At 56.5% G+C, this 19936-nt stretch carries 26 protein-coding genes; 13 read left to right on the top strand and 13 right to left on the bottom strand.

The features are described from left to right. Positions 1-4: 4 nt before the first annotated feature. Positions 5-301, top strand: a complete 297-nt coding sequence (locus tag WKI84_RS07475) for a hypothetical protein (RefSeq protein WP_337862913.1) — start codon at positions 5-7, stop codon at positions 299-301. 34 nt (positions 302-335) lie between these two features. Continuing rightward, positions 336-704 carry a hypothetical protein gene (locus tag WKI84_RS07470; protein WP_337862912.1) on the top strand — a complete coding sequence of 123 codons (369 nt, stop codon included), beginning with the start codon at positions 336-338 and terminating at the stop codon, positions 702-704. A gap of 10 nt (positions 705-714) precedes the next feature. On the opposite strand, the gene WKI84_RS07465 is transcribed toward WKI84_RS07470, so the two are convergent. Next, complete coding sequence (locus tag WKI84_RS07465) at positions 715-1050, bottom strand: hypothetical protein (RefSeq protein WP_337862911.1); 336 nt, start codon at positions 1048-1050, stop codon at positions 715-717. A 148-nt stretch (positions 1051-1198) separates the two neighbouring features. Here WKI84_RS07465 and WKI84_RS07460 point away from each other — a divergent pair, with 148 nt between their 5' ends. Next, a complete protein-coding gene (locus tag WKI84_RS07460) occupies positions 1199-3013 on the top strand; it encodes an SDR family NAD(P)-dependent oxidoreductase (protein WP_337862910.1) in 1815 nt (604 codons plus the stop codon). 47 nt (positions 3014-3060) lie between these two features. Here the strand turns inward: WKI84_RS07460 and WKI84_RS07455 are convergent, their stop codons facing one another. Both WKI84_RS07455 and WKI84_RS07450 read right to left on the bottom strand, forming a co-directional pair. Beyond that, positions 3061-3846 (bottom strand): sulfite exporter TauE/SafE family protein, encoded by a 786-nt coding sequence (locus WKI84_RS07455; RefSeq protein ID WP_337862909.1) that lies wholly within the window; start codon positions 3844-3846, stop codon positions 3061-3063. Positions 3847-3898: 52 nt separating this feature from the next. Continuing rightward, positions 3899-4387, bottom strand: a complete 489-nt coding sequence (locus WKI84_RS07450; protein ID WP_337862908.1) for an Lrp/AsnC family transcriptional regulator — start codon at positions 4385-4387, stop codon at positions 3899-3901. Positions 4388-4465: 78 nt separating this feature from the next. Between WKI84_RS07450 and WKI84_RS07445 the strand changes: the two genes are divergently transcribed. Next, a complete protein-coding gene (locus WKI84_RS07445; RefSeq protein ID WP_337862907.1) occupies positions 4466-5488 on the top strand; it encodes a homoserine dehydrogenase in 1023 nt (340 codons plus the stop codon). A 99-nt stretch (positions 5489-5587) separates the two neighbouring features. Continuing rightward, complete coding sequence (locus WKI84_RS07440) at positions 5588-5743, top strand: hypothetical protein (protein ID WP_337862906.1); 156 nt, start codon at positions 5588-5590, stop codon at positions 5741-5743. Positions 5744-5751: 8 nt separating this feature from the next. Here the strand turns inward: WKI84_RS07440 and WKI84_RS07435 are convergent, their stop codons facing one another. After that, positions 5752-6486, bottom strand: coding sequence for a TIGR00266 family protein (locus WKI84_RS07435; RefSeq protein ID WP_337862905.1), 735 nt, complete (start codon positions 6484-6486; stop codon positions 5752-5754). 197 nt (positions 6487-6683) lie between these two features. On the opposite strand from WKI84_RS07435, the gene WKI84_RS07430 reads away from it, so the two are divergent. After that, positions 6684-7151 (top strand): PUA domain-containing protein, encoded by a 468-nt coding sequence (locus WKI84_RS07430; protein ID WP_337862904.1) that lies wholly within the window; start codon positions 6684-6686, stop codon positions 7149-7151. On the opposite strand, the gene WKI84_RS07425 is transcribed toward WKI84_RS07430, so the two are convergent. The 4 genes from WKI84_RS07425 to prf1 all read right to left on the bottom strand — a co-directional run bounded on the left by WKI84_RS07425 (position 7152) and on the right by prf1 (position 11372). Continuing rightward, the gene (locus WKI84_RS07425; RefSeq protein ID WP_337862903.1) at positions 7152-7751 is read right to left on the bottom strand and encodes a proteasome subunit beta; all 600 of its coding nucleotides are present in this window, start codon (positions 7749-7751) and stop codon (positions 7152-7154) included. 78 nt (positions 7752-7829) lie between these two features. Next, a complete protein-coding gene (locus WKI84_RS07420; protein WP_337862902.1) occupies positions 7830-8021 on the bottom strand; it encodes a 50S ribosomal protein L40e in 192 nt (63 codons plus the stop codon). A 101-nt stretch (positions 8022-8122) separates the two neighbouring features. Continuing rightward, positions 8123-9790: an ATP-binding protein gene (locus WKI84_RS07415; RefSeq protein WP_337862901.1), complete on the bottom strand. Its 1668-nt coding sequence runs from the start codon at positions 9788-9790 to the stop codon at positions 8123-8125. Between the two features lie 292 nt (positions 9791-10082). Further along, entirely contained in the window at positions 10083-11372 is a 1290-nt protein-coding gene (gene prf1, locus WKI84_RS07410) for a peptide chain release factor aRF-1 (protein WP_337862900.1), read from the bottom strand. Positions 11373-11510: 138 nt separating this feature from the next. On the opposite strand from prf1, the gene WKI84_RS07405 reads away from it, so the two are divergent. Then, positions 11511-12065: a CBS domain-containing protein gene (locus WKI84_RS07405; protein WP_337862899.1), complete on the top strand. Its 555-nt coding sequence runs from the start codon at positions 11511-11513 to the stop codon at positions 12063-12065. A 16-nt stretch (positions 12066-12081) separates the two neighbouring features. Here the strand turns inward: WKI84_RS07405 and WKI84_RS07400 are convergent, their stop codons facing one another. Beyond that, complete coding sequence (locus WKI84_RS07400; RefSeq protein WP_337862898.1) at positions 12082-12255, bottom strand: hypothetical protein; 174 nt, start codon at positions 12253-12255, stop codon at positions 12082-12084. 214 nt (positions 12256-12469) lie between these two features. Between WKI84_RS07400 and WKI84_RS07395 the strand changes: the two genes are divergently transcribed. The 3 genes from WKI84_RS07395 (at position 12470) to WKI84_RS07385 (ending at position 13677) form a co-directional block, all read left to right on the top strand. Next, complete coding sequence (locus tag WKI84_RS07395) at positions 12470-12961, top strand: hypothetical protein (protein WP_337862897.1); 492 nt, start codon at positions 12470-12472, stop codon at positions 12959-12961. Between the two features lie 309 nt (positions 12962-13270). Beyond that, a complete protein-coding gene (locus tag WKI84_RS07390) occupies positions 13271-13474 on the top strand; it encodes a hypothetical protein (RefSeq protein WP_337862896.1) in 204 nt (67 codons plus the stop codon). Positions 13475-13527: 53 nt separating this feature from the next. Further along, positions 13528-13677 (top strand): hypothetical protein, encoded by a 150-nt coding sequence (locus WKI84_RS07385; protein ID WP_337862895.1) that lies wholly within the window; start codon positions 13528-13530, stop codon positions 13675-13677. A 94-nt stretch (positions 13678-13771) separates the two neighbouring features. Here WKI84_RS07385 and WKI84_RS07380 read toward each other — a convergent pair whose 3' ends face one another. Further along, on the bottom strand, positions 13772-14815 hold the full coding sequence (locus tag WKI84_RS07380; protein WP_337862894.1) for a type II glyceraldehyde-3-phosphate dehydrogenase: 1044 nt from the start codon (positions 14813-14815) through the stop codon (positions 13772-13774). A 247-nt stretch (positions 14816-15062) separates the two neighbouring features. Here WKI84_RS07380 and WKI84_RS07375 point away from each other — a divergent pair, with 247 nt between their 5' ends. Both WKI84_RS07375 and trpD read left to right on the top strand, forming a co-directional pair. Beyond that, positions 15063-15713: an aminodeoxychorismate/anthranilate synthase component II gene (locus WKI84_RS07375; RefSeq protein ID WP_337862893.1), complete on the top strand. Its 651-nt coding sequence runs from the start codon at positions 15063-15065 to the stop codon at positions 15711-15713. Next, on the top strand, positions 15710-16846 hold the full coding sequence (gene trpD / locus WKI84_RS07370; RefSeq protein WP_337862892.1) for an anthranilate phosphoribosyltransferase: 1137 nt from the start codon (positions 15710-15712) through the stop codon (positions 16844-16846). The genes WKI84_RS07375 and trpD overlap by 4 nt, the downstream gene beginning before the upstream one ends. Positions 16847-16852: 6 nt before the next feature. Here the strand turns inward: trpD and radA are convergent, their stop codons facing one another. Beyond that, entirely contained in the window at positions 16853-17863 is a 1011-nt protein-coding gene (gene radA, locus WKI84_RS07365) for a DNA repair and recombination protein RadA (protein ID WP_337862891.1), read from the bottom strand. Positions 17864-18015: 152 nt separating this feature from the next. Further along, positions 18016-18246, bottom strand: a complete 231-nt coding sequence (locus WKI84_RS07360) for a DUF5679 domain-containing protein (protein WP_337862890.1) — start codon at positions 18244-18246, stop codon at positions 18016-18018. Positions 18247-18858: 612 nt separating this feature from the next. Between WKI84_RS07360 and WKI84_RS07355 the strand changes: the two genes are divergently transcribed. Continuing rightward, a complete protein-coding gene (locus tag WKI84_RS07355; RefSeq protein WP_337862889.1) occupies positions 18859-19701 on the top strand; it encodes a hypothetical protein in 843 nt (280 codons plus the stop codon). 51 nt (positions 19702-19752) lie between these two features. On the opposite strand, the gene WKI84_RS07350 is transcribed toward WKI84_RS07355, so the two are convergent. Continuing rightward, positions 19753-19936 (bottom strand): hypothetical protein (locus WKI84_RS07350; RefSeq protein WP_337862888.1); only part of this gene is annotated, 184 nt, incomplete at its 5' end.

Raw genomic sequence — 19936 nt, 5'->3', positions numbered from 1 at the left:
AGCCGTGGAGCATTCTCATTATCAGCAGCACTCTGGGCACGATGAGCAACACCAGCACGGCTCGCACGGCGACGAAGAACCGGTAATAGTGAAAAAGCTGGCGCCAAACGAAGAGCTTGCCCGCGACCTGAACGACCACGGCGTTATGGCAGAGCCGCTGGCGCTTGGCAAGCACCCGCTGGAGCACAAGCCGTACTACAGCCACAAGTTCGCCATGAACCCGCGCTTTGCAACCAACAGGGGCATGATAAGGATCAGAGGCAAGAATTTCGACCTGGTCCAGGTCGTGCAAAAGCACTAGGTGAGTGAAAAGAGAAATGCAAGACGCAGTGCCTTTGCCCTATGGAAGCCTTGACACTTTTCAGGTGCATTACATCGTAGAGACCGGCGAGTCGGGCGTCGACACCGAGCAGTTCCTTGCGCGGTGCGAGCCGATAACAAAGGGCCATTTTGGAGACAGGCGCGTGGTGGCAGTCAAGTGGACCGGTGCATCTGCCTTTGCAGACAGGCTCCAGAACGATTCTAGGCTGACCGAGCTGCTGAAGGAAGTGCTCCTGACAGAAAGGGAGATAAGGATAGACCCGCTCGACGACCACGTCCGCATCTATGGCATGTGGAACCATTACGAGACGATGCAGGCAAACACAAAGATGGTCGAAGTGGCCGACATTATAGCCGGCCACATCAAGGCTGCAATGAGCTGACAGTATGCGTTCAGCCGGCGGCGGCTGCAGCAGTCGATGCTGCTGCGTTAGAAGAGGTCCGCCGGCCGCCGTGGGATGCCTCCCCTCCTGCACGGGCGACCCTGGCCTTTGTCTCCGGGTCTGCAGCCTGCAGCCCCCTCATCCTGTGCGGGGCCTCGCCGCCTGCCCGCGCCACCCGCTGGCGCGTCTCCGGGTCCGCAGCGGCCAGACCCCTCTTTTCGTGCTCTGCCGCTCCGCCCCTGCGGCCGGCCTCCTGCCTGCTCATCGTCGCGCTCTTGCTGCTGCCGCCAGTGTTGTTGTCGTTACTCCTGTTGTTGCTACCTCCTTCGTCTCCGTCTTTAACCATGGAATTTTTTAGCAAAAAGTGATTTTAATGACTATCAACAGCCAGCAATCCCTCTCTCTCCTTCTTTCCTTCCTTCCCTCTCTCCCTCCTCGTTAGCTTTAATAGTCCACGGCAGGCCCTTTGCAACCTGAGAAAGAGGTAGCATGTTGTGGCAGCAGCAGTAGCAGCAGCAGTAGCATTGAAATTTGACGGCAAGACCGTCGTCGTGACGGGCAGCGGCACGGGCATCGGCCAGGCCATCGCCAAGAGGTTCGCAGAGGCCGGCGCCAACATCGTGATCATGGGGCGCAGGAAGGAGCCGCTCGACCAGACGGCGCAGATACTGAACGACATCATCAAAAAAGCAGGGTCAAAGGGCAGGGTCGCCACGTTCCCGGGAGTCGACGTCTCCGACGAGGAGGGCATCAACTCGATGTTTGAAGGCGTCAAGGCGCAGTTTGGCAAGGTCGACATCATCGTCAACAACGCCGGCGTATCCGGGCCAGTCAAAACGTTCACAAACGCAAGCGTCAAGGAGTTTAGAGAGTGCGTCGCAATCCACCTGACAGGCACGTTCTGGACTGCCGCAAGCGGCCTGAAGGCGATGGAAAAGGGCGGCAAGGTGATAACGATTTCCACGTTCTTTAGCGAGGAGAACAGGTACGAGCAGCGCCCGTACCGCTTCAGGACTCCCTACACGGCGTCGCAGGGGGCCAAGAACAGGCTCGCAGAGTGCCTTGCCTGGGAGCTTGCCGAGCGCGGCATCCGCTCGATTGCCACCAACCCCGGGCCGGTGCATTCAGACAGGATATACAAGACGGTGTATCCAAAGGCTGCAGCAGAATTTTTGCGCGTCGGAGGCTATCCCGGACTTTCGCCGACAGAGATCGAAGTCGTGACTGCCAAGGCGCTCCCGTACCTGGGCGATGCCGACGATGTCGTGGCCAAGGCGTGCAGGGACGCCGCGACCGAGATAGCCACAAAGCGCGGCAAGAGCGACGAAGAAACCATAAAGGCGCTGTCTGCCACCGTGGCCGGCGCGCTTGCCAAGATGCAAGAAATCGCCGAGAAGATACAGGGCAACACCAGCAAGATGATAGTCGACGGCGAGTTCCTCAGCCAGGACGAGGTGGCCGAGATGGTGATGAGCCTGTCAGACGAGCGGATGAGCAAGCTGATAAACGGCAGGGTGATTCCAAACGACCGCGTATTCTATCCCGTAAAACCAATAGTGGGCACGGGCGTCGACATACTGCCCGGCTCGGAGCTCAAGGGCAAGGTCATCGTGCTGACGACCACGTCGTCGGCCCCCAAAGATATCGACCGCGTCAAAAAGGTGGCAAGCATCGCCCAGGTGGCCGGCGCCAAGATGGTCATCGTGCTCTACAAGAACCCTGCAGACGAGGCGCATTTCAAAGAGTTCCACAGCCACGCCATCGATTTCATGTCAGAAGACGCAGTCAGGAGAATATTCAACACTGCAAGGACGCACTTTGGCCAGGTAGACGCAGTCGTGCACTTTACCGGCGACTATGACTATAACGCGGCGTTCAGCGCCATGCCGAGGAAGCAGTGGGACGCGCTGGTGGAAAACTATGTGTACATGCCAGGCATGATAGTCAAAGAAGCAGTGATAGCGATGGCACCGGCGGGGGCCCTGGAAGAGCCGGCCAGGTTCAAAGGCACCAAGGGGACAATAGTCATCGTGGGCCCGGACGCGCCCGTGGGCAAAAAGATATCCGGCCTGCTCAGGGCAAGGGCTGACGTGTTCCGCGGGGCCCTGCGTCCCTACACGGCCACAGTAAACCAGGAGCTTGGCGACGTGCTTGGCTCGAACATCAAGCTGCACCTCGTGCTTGCTGGCAACAGCGAAGGGGCAGAGCCCAACGCAGACCGCCTCCACAGCTCCATCCTGAGCCTGGCGGCCGGCGCGGCGCTCAAAAAGAACGAGGCAATATTCTACGTCGACGAGGCAAGGGCCTAGAGAGCGAGCGAGCGGGCCTTTCCTTCCTTCTCTCTCTTTTCCTTTTTTTAGCGGGCAGCAGTCAGCCAGTCGGCCACGAACTTGACCGCGACTGCGACGAGCACCGCTGCAAGCGCCTTTTGCAGGATCCTGTTCTTCACCGACCTGCTCCAGCGCGCGCCCAGCTGGGCCCCGATTACCGCGCCGGCCGACAGCGCTATCGCATAGAGATAGTCGACGTGGCCGAGCGTCACGTGCGTCGCAAGCCCCGCTATCGAAGTCACCATGAGCGTCAGCTGCGAGGTAGGCGCGGCAGAGTGCATGGTCATCCGGTGCATGAGCAGCAGGACTGGCACGAATATCACGCCGCCACCCACGCCAAAAAGGCTCGATATTATCCCGGCTCCAAACGCTATCGCAAAGATGGCGGCGTGCTGGGTTGCAGTCACCTTTCCGCCTACACCGTCTTTCTTCTCCTTCAGTATCGACTCGCGAAATGCGATGTACGTGCCCACCGCCATGAGCAGTATGCCGAAATACAGCTTAAAGTCAGGAAGCGCCAGATCCTTTGACAGGAACGCACCAAGCACGCCCCCCGGTACAGCCGCAGCCGCCATCTCTAGTCCGTGCCTATAGTCTATCCGCTTTTGCCTCGAATACGCGGCCGTGGAAGACACGCTGGTCGATGCCACCGCAAAGAGGCTGGTGCCGGCAATCTGCCCTGGCGGCAGGCCGAGGAAGGCAAGAGCAGGAACCATGATTATCCCGCCCCCCACTCCGAGCATCGAGCCAATGGTGCCTGCTCCAAGACCTACCGCGGCCAGTATTGCGATTATTGTGACTGGGTCAAGCAAGGGCGGCTAGACCCTGTCATTAGCTCGTGTGGGGATAAATCGTTTGCTATGACTACGGCGAGTCTTTCCACGCGTTGAGGACTGGCACAACCTGCGTCCCTGCGACGCCCGGCACCACCTTTATCCTGTTTGCGACAATGTCTGCAAGGTCGCTTGCGTTCCTGGCCCTGACCTTGAGGAGCAGGTCGCCGTACGTGTGCGTCTCGTACACTTCGCTGACTGCGTCTATTGCGGCTAGCCTGCGGGCCACCTCGTTGAGCCTGCCCTGCGAAGCATTGAGGAGCACAAAAGCCACGCTTGCCTGCCCGAGCGCAGAAGGGTCCACAGATACTGTGAATCTGCGAAGCACGCCCAGCCGGCGCATCTTGGTCACCCTGTTGCGCACGGTGCCTTCGGTCACCCCAAGCTCGCCTGCAACTTTGATCGACGGCAGCGAGCTGTCCTTTTGCAGGATCTCTATCAGCTTGTAGTCAAGCTCGTCGAGGTCGGCCTTCCCCTTCCTTCCCCTCCTCTTCTCCTTCTTGTCTGTAGACGACGGCAACAACTGCCTTATTGCCCGGCCGGCCCGTTTTAAACATATTATAACCCGGCGCATTTAACCAACGGGGACGAAGAAAAATTGCGGGTAATCATGGTCGGCTTTGGCGTCGTCGGCCAGAGCTTTGCCAAGCTGCTGCTCTCAAGGTCTGCCGACCTGTACAGCCAGTATGGCATCAAGCCCAGGATCGTGGCGTGCGTGGACAACAGCGGCTCCGCGGTGGCGCCTGCTGGCCTGGACCTTGAGCGCCTGCTTGCGGCAAAGAAAGCAAAGGGCACGGTCGGCGCTTACGAGAAAAGCGGCGTTGGAAAAAAGTTTGCCCCCATCCACATAATAGAGAACGTCGACGCAGAAGTCGTAATAGAGTGCTCGCCAACCAACCTGACCACCGGCGAGCCCGGGACGTCTCACATAATATCGGCTATGAGGACTGGCAAGCACGTCATCAGCGTCAACAAGGGGCCCCTTGCGCTTGCGTTCCCGTCGCTCATCGAGCTTGCCAACTATAACGGTGTGATGTTCAGGTTCTCCGGCACCGTCGGCGGCGGCACGCCAATACTCGAGTTTGCCAAGCGCTGTCTGAAAGGCGACAGGATAATCTCGTTCCAGGGGATACTCAACGGCACCACCAACTATATCCTGAGCAAGATGGAGGAAGAAGGGATATCGTACGAGCAGGCGATGGCAGACGCCAAGGAGAAGGGCTATGCAGAGGCAGACCCTGCTCTTGACACGGACGGCTACGACGCGGCGGCCAAGCTGGTGATCATGGCAAACTGGGTCATGGGCATGAAGGTGACCATGAAGGACGTGGCCCGCACCGGCATATCCGGCGTCAAGGCGTCTGACGTGAAAAAGGCCGCCGGCAGGGGCAACGCCATCAAGTTGATAGCGGCGTGCGACACGCGCAGGCTGGACGTGAGGCCGACAGAGGTCTCTAAAAAGGACCCGATATGCGTCAACGGCACGCTCAACGCAGTCACGTTCTCGTCGGAGCATTCCGGCCAGCAGACCATAATAGGCAGAGGGGCAGGCGGGATGGAGACTGCCAGCGCCGTGCTCAGAGACCTCATCGAGATACGGGACACCGTCTTTGAGCGCTAGAGATAGAGTTTGTTAAAAGAATTTGTACGTTTGTTGTAATTTCTCTTTATCACAACGATATAAATATCGGCGCAACAGTATAATTCCTACATAGCAGACATGCAAGTTTTGGAAGCAGAAGGCCAGAAAAAGGAGGAAATTGCAGGAAACGAGATCGCCTGCAACCAGTGCAACGAGAGGCCGGCCGAGATATTCCAGGTCACAGGCGACTATTGCATAGAGTGCTGGCAGGCGCTGACGCACACGAACGCCTAGAAATCTATCTAGCCGAACCTGAACCCTCCAAAACTGACCCCGCCGGTGTTTGAAGTCGTTTCTGCCCGCTGGCTCAGGCCCAACAAGTCGATAAACTCGCGCAGGTTTTTTGTTTGAAAGTAGATCTGGCCAGGGCCCGTGACTTCTGTGGCAAGCCCCTCGCCGCCAAGGAGAGTGGTCTTCATGCCGCCGAGCTTGATTACCCTGTAACTTGCCTGCTCGCCCAGCGCGACCAGGTGGTAGTTGTCGACAGTGAGCCGCTCGCCGGCCACCAGGTCTTTCTGTATGATGCCACCGTATGCGTTGACAAACAGCTCGCCCTGGCCCGTAGCCTTTAGCATGAAAAACTCGGACCCGAACAGTCCTTTGGTAAAGCCCTGCCACTGCGTGTCAAGGACGACGCCCGGCGACGAGGCGACGTACGAGCCGGCCTGCACTATGAACCCGCCGCCCTGCGGCCGGACATCAAGCCGGACGATGTCGCCTATCGGCGCGCCCGTCAGCCCTATCGAGCAGTCGCCCTTGGCGATAAACTCGTTGACAAAGAACGACTCGCCCCCCAGCGCGGTCACCTTTAGCTTTGTAAAGAGGCCGCCTTCTCTAGTGCGGGTCTTGATCTCGACTTCGCCCTTGATGTAGACCATCGCGCCGGCCTCTGCCGTTATCTTTTCCCCCGCAGCCATCTGCACCTCCAGAATCGCCATCGGCTCCTTGATTATCCGGTAATGCATCTCTCTCTTCATTAAAGGGGTCCCTTTGCGTATAAAGTTTATAGCTTTTGAAGGCTTTGTTTAAAAAGTGGCCGGGTCACGCTCAATTAGAACCGTAGATTCAAGATTTCCATGGTCAGCTTCTGACTTTTTAAACAAAGCCCTGGCTTTTGAAAAAACGATAATAATGATGTGCCTGTACTGTCCATTGAGCAAAACTGAAAGTATCTGTGCTGTCAAAAAGCGAGACCTCTGACCTGCTGGAGAAGATGAGGCAAAAGTGGCCCGCAGTCCCAAAGGTAAAGACGTTCAAGGTGTACGAGGTAGACCCTGACAGGCGCCTGCTGGTGTCTGACGAGGTGGCAGCCGTCCAGGTAAAGCAGGAGAGCATCGTGCCGTTCCTGGGCAGGCCGGAGGCTATAGAGCAGTTCCCGTCGGTCAAGGTGGACATGGGCGCAGTCAAGTTCGTGTGCAACGGGGCCAAGGTGCTCCGGCCCGGCATAGTCGAGTTTGGCGCCTTCAAAAAGGGCGACATCGTAGTCGTGAGGGACCAGACCCACGGCAGGGCGCTTGCAGTCGGCCTTGCGCTTGAAGACAGCGAAGTGGCAAAAACGATGGCCAAGGGCTATGTCGTCGACAATTTACATTACATCAGCGACAAGGTGTGGGAAGCGCACAAGGAGATTAAAGTCAGCTAGCTAGTTGAAAGAGAGCGCCTCTTCCCTTGCGCCGTCCTTGGTGATGAACAGCACGTCTATGCCGTCGCCAGAGGCCGCGTCGCGCTGGATTGCAGACTTGATGGCCCTCACGGCAAGCTCCCTTGCCTTTTCCTCGCTCATGCCTGCCTTGAACTCGGCATCCATGATGCCAAGCGCCATCTCTGCGCCCGTCCCCACCGCGGCATACTCGTCTGGAAGGACCGAGCCGAGCGGGTCAAGAGTATAGATCTCGGGCTTGCCGTTCACGCCGCCCACTATGACCTGCGTCAGCAGCGGAAAGTACCTGCGCTCAAACATAATGACAGACATCAGCTTGGCAACCGAGTTTGGCGGCACGTCGCGCCTTGTCTCGAGCTTGCGTATCTTGGCAAGGGCCTCGACCTGCCTCACCAGCACCTGCATGTCTGCCACCATGCCTGCGCATGCCGCGCCTACGCGCTGGGTGACAGGGAAGGTCTTTTTGATGTTCTTGTTTACGACAAAGTGCCCAAACGACACCCTCTTTTCGGCGGCAAGGACTACGCCGCCCTGATAAGTGATTCCAACCGCAGTAGCGCCAGGCATGAATTCAAAGGCCATATTGATTTACACCGGCGGGCAGTTAGATTTAGTCGTTTCCCTCTTCTCTTGTACAGCTGTCGAAATTATCATCACGCATCATTTCTTGGCGCCAAGGGTCCTGTTCTTGGGCCTCATCTGGTTGCCGTGGCATTTCCTGCACTTTTCAGCATCTATGTGGTTCTTGGCGCCGCACTTGAAGCAGACCTTGAAGTATAGCCTGCGCTGCTGGGCGATCTGCTTTTTGGCCGGATCGGTGATGGGCATGTCCTGCTGCTTGCACCTGCACAAGAAAGGTGCCGTACATTTTAAGGAGTTACACCATCAGGTTCGGTAAGAATGGCCATGATGGCGGCTGCCAAAAAAAGCCGCAGCGCTAATCTGGCCCTTCCTTATGCCTTTTTCATGACTGAATAGTCGTGGATCCTGATGGCCTCTGACACGAGCCGGTTCTGGAGCTCCAGCGCCTCCTTTCCCTCAGGGTGCTTGGCGCTTGCTATCGACTCTGCGACCATGTTGATGATGTGGCGGAGGAGGAACTCGTCGCCCCTTGCGGCCTCGGCCTTGTATGTAGAGTTGGCCTTGTTGACGAACACGACGTTTTCGTTAGTAAAGCTATAGCGCGAGTCGGACTCGTCCTCATAGGGAATGACCTTGAAGCCGACGCGCTTGAGCGCAAACGTCTTTTTCACTATCGGCTTGCGGACTTTTTTCGTCCTTATCACGGTGCCATCGGCCTGCTTTTCGTCCACCACGTCGACGACCTCGCCCCCTTCGACCCTTGCCGCCTCTTCTACCGGAACAGACCTGTACGACTGCGGCTCTTCCACGCCTCTGCCTGCAACGTGCTCTGCCCTTGGCATGCCGCTTTCTGGAGCCATCGGGCGCGACTCTTCATATTCCTGCACCTGCGCGCTTGCGGCAACAGAAGAAGAAGAGGGATGCGAGGTGCGCGACGACTCTTTTTCGTCTGCCCTGGGCTCTGTCGTCGACCTCACGACCTCCTTTACATCGACCATCTCGTAGCCCTGCACCTCCTCCTGCGTCTCGAGCGTCTCGACCAGCGCCTGGCCGAGCACCTTGTCTATCTCTTTGTATATCTTGGACTCTTCCCTCGTTATCAGCACGTCCTCGTACTCGGTGAGGCTTGGAAGCACGGTGTCTATGACAAACGTCTTCATGGCCTGGTTGAACTTGACGTACTCGCCGTCCTCTATCAGGGCAGACTTGTCTGCAAACCTGGACGTGAGGCTGTCGCACCTGACGTACCCTGTCACCCGGTTCATCTTGGTGTCAAAGCCGAAATTGCTGCGGGTGACGATGTGGTTGCCGACCATGACGGCTATGCCCCTCTCCTCGTCTGACAGCGGCCTGCGCGCGATGACTATCTCGCCTGTTATCTTGCCGCCTTCGAGGTTGACAGGGATCTTGTGCCCCTGAATATCCGGTGCAGTTATCTTTTGCGCGCCGGAGAAGTCCCATTCTGAGAAGCCTTCCGCCTGCTTGATGAACACTTCAAACATTGGCTGCCTCAGGATCGCAAGCTTGCGGATCTCTTTGGCCAGCTTGGCAGGATCGGTCCCGACCTTGGACCCTGTCATGAGGAGCTCGGTGCCGTCCCTCTTGAGCGAAGGCTCGCTCAGCTCGTCAAGCGACGCATTGCCCGTGAACAGCTTGTCCAGAACCTCGCCGTTTATCATGAAAGCCTTTGCAAAACTGCCGCGGCGCGTGCGGATCTTCATGCTCTCAAAAGAGGTCAGAAACGACAGCCTGCCTGTTCCGTAGCGGCCCGTGCGCAGCCTCTTGAGCCGGGGTGAGATTGACTCGACCTTTTTGTGAGGCGAGCCTAGCAGCAGAAACTTTTCCATCGCGTTCTGGTCCATGCCGGCATCGTCCTCCACAGATATGCCGCCGTCCTTCAGGACGGTCACGAGCACGCGGGTCGCGTCCTCGTCAAAGGCGTTCTCCACAAGCTCCTTGACTATCTCTGTGGGCGAGACCCATGTCTTGGTAGCAAATTCCTTGAAAAAGGACGGGTGAACCTTGAGTTGAGTGGCCATCTCTCGTTGAGGTGTTAGCTGTCTACCTTTATTTAATACTTGTCAAGCTATTTTTGACCAATTTGTCAGTGAGATGGCACGGACAGAAGCCGCAAGCTAGATATGCTTTTTCCCCTCCTGCCTCCTCCAAAGGAGAAAAGAGGGCATGAAATGCGGCAGCTGCGGAAGAGAAACAAGGTCGTTTGAAGCCTGCACGCCGATGGGCTGCAGCACCTTTACAGTATGCTCGGGCTGCTCAAAAGAAGTCCAGTCATGCAGCTGCGCGCCCTTTTCTGCAGGTAAAGAATAAGGTCTATTGGACCGGCTTGTAGCGCAGTATGGCGCCGGCCTTGCCAAGCGATGCCAGCTGCGCCCCTTCCTCGGTCTGGCCCGAGATCACCTCGAGCCTCGCCCCCGTCATGGTGGCAAGCTCTTGCATATAGTCGACAATGTCCTTCTCCGTCACTTCATAGTCGGTCGCGCCGCAGCTCGGGCACGGCTTTGACGACATGTCCTGCTTTGTGGAGATGATGGCGGCCCTGTCGACCACCTTTTCCTGGACGGTCTTGCACGACTTGCACTTGAAGTCCAGTTTTACATAAGAGATGTCGCTTGTTATCAGGACAAGGTCGGCGACTCCCCCCTGCATAGCCTTGAGCACGTCGAAAATGCCATAGATGCCAAGGCCCCTGCCAGAGTGGACCTCGCTCATGAACTTTTTCACCAGCTGCTTCTCCTCCATGACGCGGAACTCGGCAAGCACGCCGTCCTTTTGCGCCTTGTCGATTATCTCGCGCACGCCCTCGTCGCCAGAGTACGAAGTGTCAAGTGTGGCAAGCACGTTGTTCTGCAGCCTGTAATCGAGGTATTCTTCCTTCAAAAAGTTGTCCTTGGTGGGCCCCGGCCCTCCGACTATTATGCCCTTGACGTTGTACTGGTCGATAAACACCTTTTGCGCGTGGTCCGCCACGCGGTGGTAGTATTCGTTGAGCTCGTTTTCGCGCAGGCGCTCAAACCTTCGGGCAGACTGGCCACCCTGCCGGTGCTTGCCGGCGACGCCCGAAGTTAGCGTGTCCACAGTCTCCCACCTGTCGCCTGTGAGTATGCCAAGGCCCGCCTCGGTGGTGTCGATAGCCAGTATCCCTATCACCTTTTCGTCCTTGAGCATCTCCTTCAAATGGTCGGTCCAAAAGTGGTCGTCGCACCTGTAAAGGCTGATCTGGACGGGCTTGGGCGGAATGACTGAAAACAGCTCTATCTTTTCCTTGCCTATCCCCTTGTCGTTTGGAATGGCGCCGCAAAAGATGACAAGGCCGTTTTCCGGCGTCTCCCTGAAGAGCTTGAGGTGCTCCATGGTCCGGCTGAGGGCGTCCTGCACATGGTTTCGAGTCAGGTCAGACTTGATGTTTGAAGCCGTTCCGGCCTCGTTTCTCAGCTGGCCTATCACGTCAAATATCGGCCGGCGCGGCGGAACATAGACGGTGACAAGCTCGGTCCCGTGCCCGGAGATGCTCGACAGCTCGTTTATCATCTTGGTCAGCTTGTAGCGCTTGACCGAGTCCCACTTGTTGTTATTGCTGTCCTTGCTGCTGCTATTGCTCATCGCCGGCTGTAACGTGAAAAAATCCACACGCACATAATATAAGGCTATAACAGGGCAGGGCAAAGCAGAGCAGGGCAAAGCAGAGCAGAACAGGCCCCGCGCAAGCCTATTAAAGTTCAGCATGCAAAAACATCATGGTTGCTCCCCAGGCTCGAATACATCAAGCAGGCAAGGGTCAGGCTAGGCATAACCCAGCGCAAGCTGGCGTCGCTTACCGGGGTGAGCACGTCCATGATAAACCAGATCGAGTCTGGCAGGTGCAAGCCAAGCTACGACACGGCCCGCAAGATATTTGAGATCCTCGGGTCGCTTGAAGGCAAGTCGTCGATGAAGGCCGGCGACATTTGCAGCAGGAGCGTCATATCGGTGCAAAAGGACGAGCGGCTTTCAAAGGCGATAGACATGATGCGCAAGAACTCTATCAGCCAGATACCCGTGCTGGACGGCTCCAAGGTGGTGGGCATACTGACAGAGGACAACCTTGCCAGGCTGATGATAGAGAAGGACGAGGTAGAGCTGAAAAACATACCCGTCTCGCAGGTTATGGAGGCGCCCCCTCCGCTTGTCGACGTGTCGACCCCGGCAAAGGCGCTCGTCCCGCTGGTCAGGTTCGCAAAGAGCATACTGGTGAGCGAAAAAGGGAACGTGATAGGCATAGTCACGATAACAGACACGCTCAAGATGGTAGAATGACAAAAGTTCTTTCTTTTTAGTCGCGCAGCTTTTCAAGGCCGACGCAGCAGTCGGCGCACTTCATGCACTCGCCGCAGAGGCGGACCTCGCTCCCAAGCGGCAGCGTCGTCCCGCACAGGGCGCACTCCTTCCTGACGCTGGCGCTACCGCTATTGTCAGCCTTGCTTGACTGCACCTGAGACTTTTTCAAGCAGCAGAGAATTGCAGTGTGCAGTATTTGAACCATTCTTCTCCTCTTCTTTGTCACGTCTTGCAATTCAGGCGCTGCTATCTCCTGCACAGAAGGGTTTTATGCCGAACCGTCTTGAAAAAGGACGCTTGACCAAGGCTTGTGCCTGCGTGGCTGCAGTCGCCGCTATAGCAGCCAGAGGTCAGGCGGCGCAGAGGCTAGCGGTGATTGCCCTATGAGCATAATAGATTCTCTGCGGCTGGTCTTTTCCTCTTCTGATTCAGGCAAAGCGTACGTGGCGCTGGCCGCTGCGGTTGCGGCTGGGTTCTGGGTGCTGTTTGGCATCCTTGACCAGATGCTGTTCTTGTCACCGGTACTTGCCTTTTACATCCCGTCCGACGCGTACGTTTCGTTCTTGCTGTCCGCGCTGACTGCGGTCCTGCTTGGCATAGTAGTCAGCATGAACGTCTATGTATTTCGCAACTCCCGCGTAAAAGTGGGCGCTTCGCTCTTTTCCGGGTCGGCGCTGAGCGTGGCATCGAGCGCGTGTGCAGGCTGCACGTCTGCCGGCTTTTTCTTTGCCACCACGTTTGGGATAGCAGGGGCCACGGCGACGAGCCTGCTGGCCCAGTACCAGCTGCCCCTGCGGCTTGTCGGCGTGGGCCTGCTCGTGTGGGCGCTCTATTCGGTCAACAGGCGGCTCAACCAGTCCTGCCCCGTAAAATAACAACCACAGGGTGAAAAACAATATGGAAGGTCGAGGTTGGAAATGCCGATCGACCGTTCCATATTGTGAATGAAGTAAGCCGAGGCTGTCAGCTTACGCCATCCAGATGGAGCCAGCAGATTTTACTCTTTGTTCGCAGCAGTTATGATTTCTCTAACGAGCGTTTGATTACGCATAATCGTTTCTTTTTCTTTCTTTCTTTCTCTCTGCAGCGGTCTTCCTTCCTTCTCTTCCATGTCGCGCATGTAGTACGCAGACCTCACCTGCGGATGGAAATATTTAAAACAGCACGCAAGAACCCTTTTCCTGGTGGCGTACATTATCAACCCCGATTCCGGCATCACAATAGTACTGCCACAAAAGCTGCTCGACAGGCTAAGGGCTCACGTCGACAGCAGGCCAGTCTCCGATGCCCGCCTGAAAGAGCTGCTGTCGTCAGGTTACCTGAATTTCAAGCCAGACAGCTGCACCACCAGCAATAACAGTAGCAGTAGCAGCAGCGGCACGTTGTAGCTTTTCGACCTGCATGCTGCTAAATTATCTGCACCTGCTGCAAATTTGCAAGCATGACTCCTCTGGACGAGCCGGACATGGAAACCGCGAAGCTGATCGAGCTTGGCCTGAGCGAAAAACTGGCGCACGGGCTTCTTCCAGGCGTCAAGAGAGAGAGAGAGCTCTTGTACGACATGCTGGTGCTGTGCAGGGCGTACCGCTAGACGCAGCAGCAGGGCCGAAGCGCTGATGCTGCAAGGCTCCACCCCGCCTGCAGCAAAAAATGAGAATAGAAAAAGTCGGCGGCGTTTTTTTTGTTTACTTGAACTCGTCTTCCAGTATCTTGCGCTTTTTGCTCATCTGGAAGAGGCTGTCCGTCCTTTTCAGTGCCTCTTCCCGGGGCCGCCTGAAGACCATCGACTGTATGAGCAGGTGGTTTTCCGGGATTACCATGCCCGTCTGGTCGTCAGAGTAGCCCAGCTTTACTGTATCGTCCTGCACGCGCAGTATGTCCTCGTGCACGTGCACCATGTTGGTGTCGCCGTGGGCAAAGCCAAGCTCCATCGCCTTCTTGCGCACGTCGGCGGTCCCCTTGGCAGAGTTCAGTATAGCGACGCCAAACTCGTTTCTGTAGCATTCCAGTATCTCGTCCTTTGTTGGCGCCGGGCCGTCAAAGCGTATCATCATGTGGTGGAGGTGCATCATCCTGGAGGGCACCTTGAACGCGTCGACGTACAGGTTGGCGTCCGGGATAAAGTCCTTGACATCGTCCTGGTGGTGCGGGTGCCTGTCCCATTCGATCGAGTCCTTGACCGGCTTGACATCTTCAAGGTCGGCCCACCTTCTGATGAGCGACACGTCGTAGCGCCTTATGCGCGGCCCGAACTTTTCTATCAGCGGCTGCATTATCCTTCCCATGCCGGAGACATTGCAGCTCCCCTGTATCACATAGGTCTTGCCAGCAGCCTTGGAATAGTTTACGCGCGAGTTGTGGATCATGTCTGCCACGGCCATTTCGCCGTGCCTGTCCTCCCCGCCCTGGAATATCGCCGGCTTTTTCATAGGCTCGTACATCGCCTTCTTGTTCTCAAAGCCGCCGCCCTCCTTGGCCGCGTCGACGACCAGGTCGCACTGGGCGACTGCGTCCTTGACAGGGCCGGTGACGTTGTAGCCCTTTTCCCGGAACGCTGCAAGCATGTTCTCTGGCACGTATACGTTGTAGCGGTTGTCCAGCGCCTCCTTTACCTTGTCGTCTATCGTGTACTTGGCGACCCCGACGAACTGGATCTCTTTATCGACAGAGAGCGCGGTGGCCAAGCGCCGGCCTATGTTCCCGTAACCGTTGATGAATACTTTTACCAAAACCCTTCCCTCACCGAGACATGCGTTTGTACTGCCTGATATATTATATAGTTACCCAAATCCAGAGGGATTTTTCACGCTTTTGGTCGCTCCGGACGCACTAGCTTTAAATACGATCCAAGGCTTTCAGCTTGCGGAGTCGGTGGCATGATGCAGAGCAACAGCAGAGGCGGTCGCTTTTGGCAGCAGGCGCCCAGATGACAATAATAACAATACTCCAAAACAACAAAGTCCAGGGGCAGGGGTTTTGACTGGCATCAACAGCAACAGCAAGAAAATGAAAAGCAGCAACAAGAAAAAAAAGATACTTGTAATAGACAACTATGACTCGTTTGTGTACAACATCGCCCAGCTCTTGGGCGAGATGGATGCCGAACCCGTCGTGGTAAGGAACGACAAGATAACGCTTGCTCAGGTGAAAAAGATGGACCCTGACGGCATCGTTATATCGCCCGGGCCGGGCCACCCTGCGGACAAGAAATACTTTGGAGTCTGCACAGACGTGATACTAAAGATGGGGCCCAAAAAGCCGATACTCGGCGTCTGCCTTGGGCACCAGGGCATAGTCCATGCCTTTGGAGGCAAGGTGGTGAACGCCGGCAAGGTCAGGCACGGCAAGACAAGCGTCATCGAATACGAGAAAGACAGACTCTTTGAGGAGGTCAGCAACCCGTTCAGGGCGACGCGCTACCACTCGCTTGTGGCAGACAAGGAGGCGATCCCCGATTGCCTCGAAGTCACGGCCAGGGCCCGCGACGACGGCGAGATAATGGGCATCCGCCACAAGCAATACCCGATAGAAGGAGTCCAGTTCCACCCGGAATCGATACTCACCGGCGAGGGCCGCAAGATCCTTGCCAACTTTTTGTCACTGGTGGGCGGCGGCAAAAACAAATGACGACGCCGGCTGCTCCCGGGGCCGACCTGCGCCTCGCCATACGCAGGCTGGCCGCAAGGTCTGACCTGTCAGGCGAAGAGATGTCCCTTGCGCTTGACGCAATACTCTCCGGGGCAGCATCAGAGGCTGCCATCGCGTCGTTTCTCGTGGCCCTGACCATGAAGGGCGAGACGCCGGCAGAGATCCTTGCGATATTGCAGTCGGTAAGGCGCCATGCCACCCGGATTACCCCACGCGTGGACGGCCCGCTCATAGACACCTGCGGGACCGGGGGTGATTCGATAAGGACGTTCAACGTGAGCACGGCTGCGGCCGTCGTGGCCTCGGCGGCCGGCGCCAACGTGGCCAAGCACGGCAACAGGTCTGTATCGGGCGTCTGCGGCAGCGCAGACTTTCTCGAATACGTCGGCCTGGATCTGGCCGCGCCGCCAGAAAGGGTGCAAAAGTGCATCGAGACGGCAGGCATCGGGTTCCTCTTTGCGCCGGCCTTCCACCCCGCCATGAAGAACGTTGCCCCGGCCAGAAAGACGATAGGGATAAGGACCATCTTTAACACGGTTGGCCCGCTGAGCAACCCGTGCACCAACATCTCGGGGCAGGTGATCGGGGTTTTCGAGCCGAGGCTTTTAGAGACGCTTGCAGAAGTGGTAAGCCAGGGCCGCTACGTCGGCGAGGCCATGCTGGTCCACGCCGCCGACGGCTTTGACGAGCTGTCAAACACGTGCGAAAACGACATCCTGTGGGTCACGACAGATAATGGAGGAGGAAACGGGCAGACGACAACGGCGGCGGGGGACCAGGCGCCCAAAATAAAGAGGCTGCGCCTGAACCCCAAGGTCGTCGGGATGCACCTGGCACGGCTGGAGCAGCTGGTCGTCAACACCAAAGAAGAGTCCATCAGGAGCACGCTTCAAGCCATCTACGGGACGGCGCCGCAGGAGAAGGAGGACATGGTGGTTCTCAACGCGTCTGCGGCACTTGTCGTGGGCCGGGTCGCGGCAGACCTGAAAGAGGGCGTCGAAAAAGCAAGGAGCGCAATACAGAGCGGGAGTGCAAAGAAAAAGCTGGCGCAGCTGATAGCCAGCTGCGGCGATATTGAAAAATTAGAGCAGGCAGAGAAAGAATTCCTCTAGCCTGTTTTACTCGTCGTCCTTGGCCTTTTTCTTGGGAGCCTCGTCCGTGTCGTCGATGCCCTTTTCGTTCACCGTAAAGCGCACGTCGCTATACGGGTGGTAGGGCGAGTCAATAATCTTGGCGACCCTGTCGTTGCCCGCCTTGCGCAGGTAGATGCGGTAGGTCGACGCGTGGCCTATCACGTTTCCACCTGCCGGCTTGGTCGGATCGCCAAAGAACGTGTCTGGAGTCGACTGGACCTGGTTTGTAACAATGACTGCCACGTTGTATATCTCGGCTATCCTGACGAGCTTGTGCATTATGCCGTTGAGCCTCTGCTGCCTGTCTGCAAGCGTGCCCCTGCCGGCAAACTCGGCCCTGTGGAGCGAGATGATGCTGTCTATGATGATCATCTTGGCCTTAAAGTCGTCGATGTACTTGCCCATCGACTTGACGATGAGTTCCAGGTGGCTCGAGTTGTACGCCTTGCAGATGGCGATGTGCTTGAGCACCTCTGCGGCGTCCAGGCCCCTTGCTCTTGCTATCTGGTCAACCCTCTCTGGCCTGAACGTGCCCTCGGTGTCGATGAGTATCACGCCACCGCCAAGCCCGCCTTCTGACGGCGGCTGCTGTGCAGTCACGCACAGCGTGTGGCATATCTGGGACTTGCCAGAACCAAACTCGCCGTAAAACTCGGTGATGGCCTGGGTCTCGATGCCGCCAAGCAAGAGTTCGTCGAGTGCCTTTGCGCCTGTCGTGCAGCGCAGGAGCGACTTTCTCTTTTCCAGCTCCACGTCAGCGGTTGTAAACTCGTTATCTAAAACGCCGCTTTCCCTGAGCAGCTTTTGCGCGGCCATGATAAAGTTGGTCGCAGTCTCTTTCGAGCCGCCAAGGTCAGATGCCAGCTCGTCTGCCACGGCAGTGGCAAGCTCCATCACTGAACTGATGCCGGCTTCCCTCATCTTGCGGGCAGTAGTCGGCCCCACGCCTTCAATGTCCTCTATTTCCAATTCCATTGCGTTCTTGGAATCTGTCATTTTCGATCATCATCTTACTTGCAAGTATATAATGCATGGATCACCTGTGGGGGAGGGGGAGGAGGAGGGGGGGAGAGGATCATAGATTGCTTGTGTAAAAAAGGTAGAAAAAAGTCCGGGGAGACCCGGACTGCAAGGCATGTGTGTGTGTATTACTTTCTCTTCTTTGCCTTGGCTTTTACTGCCTTTTTCGCCGGCTTGGCTTTGGCCTTTGCTTTGGCTGCACCACCGCCGGCGCTGCTGCCGCCGATCTTGAACATCTTGGTCCCGCAGACCGAGCATGTCCCCGAGAGCGCGTTGCGTCCGTTCTTCATGGTGACCTGTTTTTCTCCCTTCATTTCCCTCTTTGCTTTACACTTTACACAATATGCTTGTGTTGCCAACGTGCGTAGGTCGAGCGTGCTTGAATATAAGAATAGCTCTGCAATGGCCGATTTTCAGTCGTCCGGGCTATAAACAGGCTCAAAGTTAGGCTAAAAAAGCCGTCCTGAAGGAAAAATCTCGATTGTACGAGTAAAAAAAGGCCAATTTTGACGCAAAAAGACAGGAAAAGCTTGTCCCGCCGCAGGTCGCTGGTGGAAATCGCTGTCGCTCCCTGCTTGTTCATGTTCTGAAACCGCTATACGTCACGAAGGAAAAACAGGTGCGCAAATCCGTTTTCCGCATTGTCAAGCGTGAAGAAATGGAGGTTTTCAGAGCTCCATGTTGCTTCAGGCATGCACTCTGGCATGTGTATCTGCATGACAGACAAGCCATAGGCATTTACCTGTTGCCAGGAATGGCAAAAATACCCAATTCGAGGGCTATTTCTGAATGTAAAGCTATTATATTGAAAAGCTCCACAAAGGCCAGAGTCAAGCAAGGGGCTGCGGGCACCGATACTGGATTTCTCTCGCTCCCAGCCTGCAGCCCCAAATCCTCACTTCCCTCTTTCCACGAGAGCCTTCCTCACCATGACTAAATTTTTATACTATTTTAGAGATTAACATGCTAGTTTGTCAGCAGCCGACGACGGCAAGCCGCTAGAATCTCTCGGATGGGACGATCTGGTAGCTCTAAAGCGCAGGGTGGCCGGCGAGCTGAAAGAGACGACAGACAGGCTGATAGACATTGACAGGAATCGCTTCCACGCGATCATCAAGTCGATAAAGGAGCAAAAGTCCGCGCTCGACTCCTTCAACGACAGGGCAAAACAGATCCGCGCAGAGGTAGACAGGCGCAACGCAGAGCTCTTGCAGGTCAGCGAGAAAATCTCCCAGTCCAAGAACTTTTTGAGCATGATGGAGGCCCGCCTGCCCCCGGAAAAGGAAGAAGACCTGCAGGCAGTGATTGCGGCAAACCAGGCCATGCTGGACAACAAGGAATTCAAGGGCGAGCGAGAAAAGGGCGAGATACTTTCACGCATAAAGGAGGCGACCATGAAGATCGAAGCCTTCAAGGCAGTCAGGGTCATCAAAGAGCAATACGTCCAGCTTGCCGCCGAGTCGGCCAGCATAGGCAGCGCGGTGAGGCAGCTGGATCAAGAGCGCGACTCGCTCCGGGCAAAGATCGTAGAGGCAAACGGCAACCTGGACAGGCTTTACGATTCAAAGCGCAAGCTCGCAGCAGAGCGCGACGCAGGGATAGCCACGTACGAGGCGGCCGTAAAGCAGCTTGACCTTATAAACGCCCGGCTGGACGAGATGTCTACGATGAGGAAGAAGCAGCGCGAGGAGTACGGCTACAATCTGCCCTCTGACGCACTGTTCAAGGTGAAAGAGACTGCGCGCAAAAAGCTAGAATCCGGCTCGAAGTTGAGCCTTGACGAGCTGAAACTGCTCTACAGCGAAAAAGACTGACGACTGGGAAAAAAGGAAAAGAAGAAGAGGAAGGAAGAGGAAGTTGCTTCTTTATTCTCCCTTCTCTACTGAACTGTCGTCGGCCATGTTGTCAGGTGCCAACTCGGCGGTGTCGAATATCTCGACTACCTTGACAAGGCAGGTCACACCGGGAGGAGGGTTGTCCGGGTCGTCCACCTGCAGCTCCAGCCGTGCAGTCACTGCCTTGAATATCTGGGTGGCACCGGTGTCCGTT

This window comes from Nitrososphaera sp., from assembly GCF_037447015.1.
Lineage (GTDB): Archaea > Thermoproteota > Nitrososphaeria > Nitrososphaerales > Nitrososphaeraceae > Nitrososphaera.
The sequence above is the reverse complement of the archived record's forward strand: the minus strand, read 5'-3'. Positions and strand labels throughout refer to the sequence as shown.

Bases quoted from the DNA above. Each gene is read 5' to 3' on its own strand.
- WKI84_RS07415 (WP_337862901.1), bottom strand. From the start codon at position 9,790: ATGGCCACTCAACTCAAGGTTCACCCGTCCTTTTTCAAGGAATTTGCT.
- WKI84_RS07435 (WP_337862905.1), bottom strand. From the start codon at position 6,486: ATGAAGAGAGAGATGCATTACCGGATAATCAAGGAGCCGATGGCGATT.
- WKI84_RS07385 (WP_337862895.1), top strand. From the start codon at position 13,528: ATGACTCCTCTGGACGAGCCGGACATGGAAACCGCGAAGCTGATCGAG.
- WKI84_RS07425 (WP_337862903.1), bottom strand. From the start codon at position 7,751: ATGGCCTTTGAATTCATGCCTGGCGCTACTGCGGTTGGAATCACTTAT.
- trpD (WP_337862892.1), top strand. From the start codon at position 15,710: ATGACGACGCCGGCTGCTCCCGGGGCCGACCTGCGCCTCGCCATACGC.
- WKI84_RS07465 (WP_337862911.1), bottom strand. From the start codon at position 1,050: ATGGTTAAAGACGGAGACGAAGGAGGTAGCAACAACAGGAGTAACGAC.
- WKI84_RS07440 (WP_337862906.1), top strand. From the start codon at position 5,588: ATGCAAGTTTTGGAAGCAGAAGGCCAGAAAAAGGAGGAAATTGCAGGA.
- WKI84_RS07395 (WP_337862897.1), top strand. From the start codon at position 12,470: ATGAGCATAATAGATTCTCTGCGGCTGGTCTTTTCCTCTTCTGATTCA.
- prf1 (WP_337862900.1), bottom strand. From the start codon at position 11,372: ATGAGCAATAGCAGCAGCAAGGACAGCAATAACAACAAGTGGGACTCG.
- radA (WP_337862891.1), bottom strand. From the start codon at position 17,863: ATGACAGATTCCAAGAACGCAATGGAATTGGAAATAGAGGACATTGAA.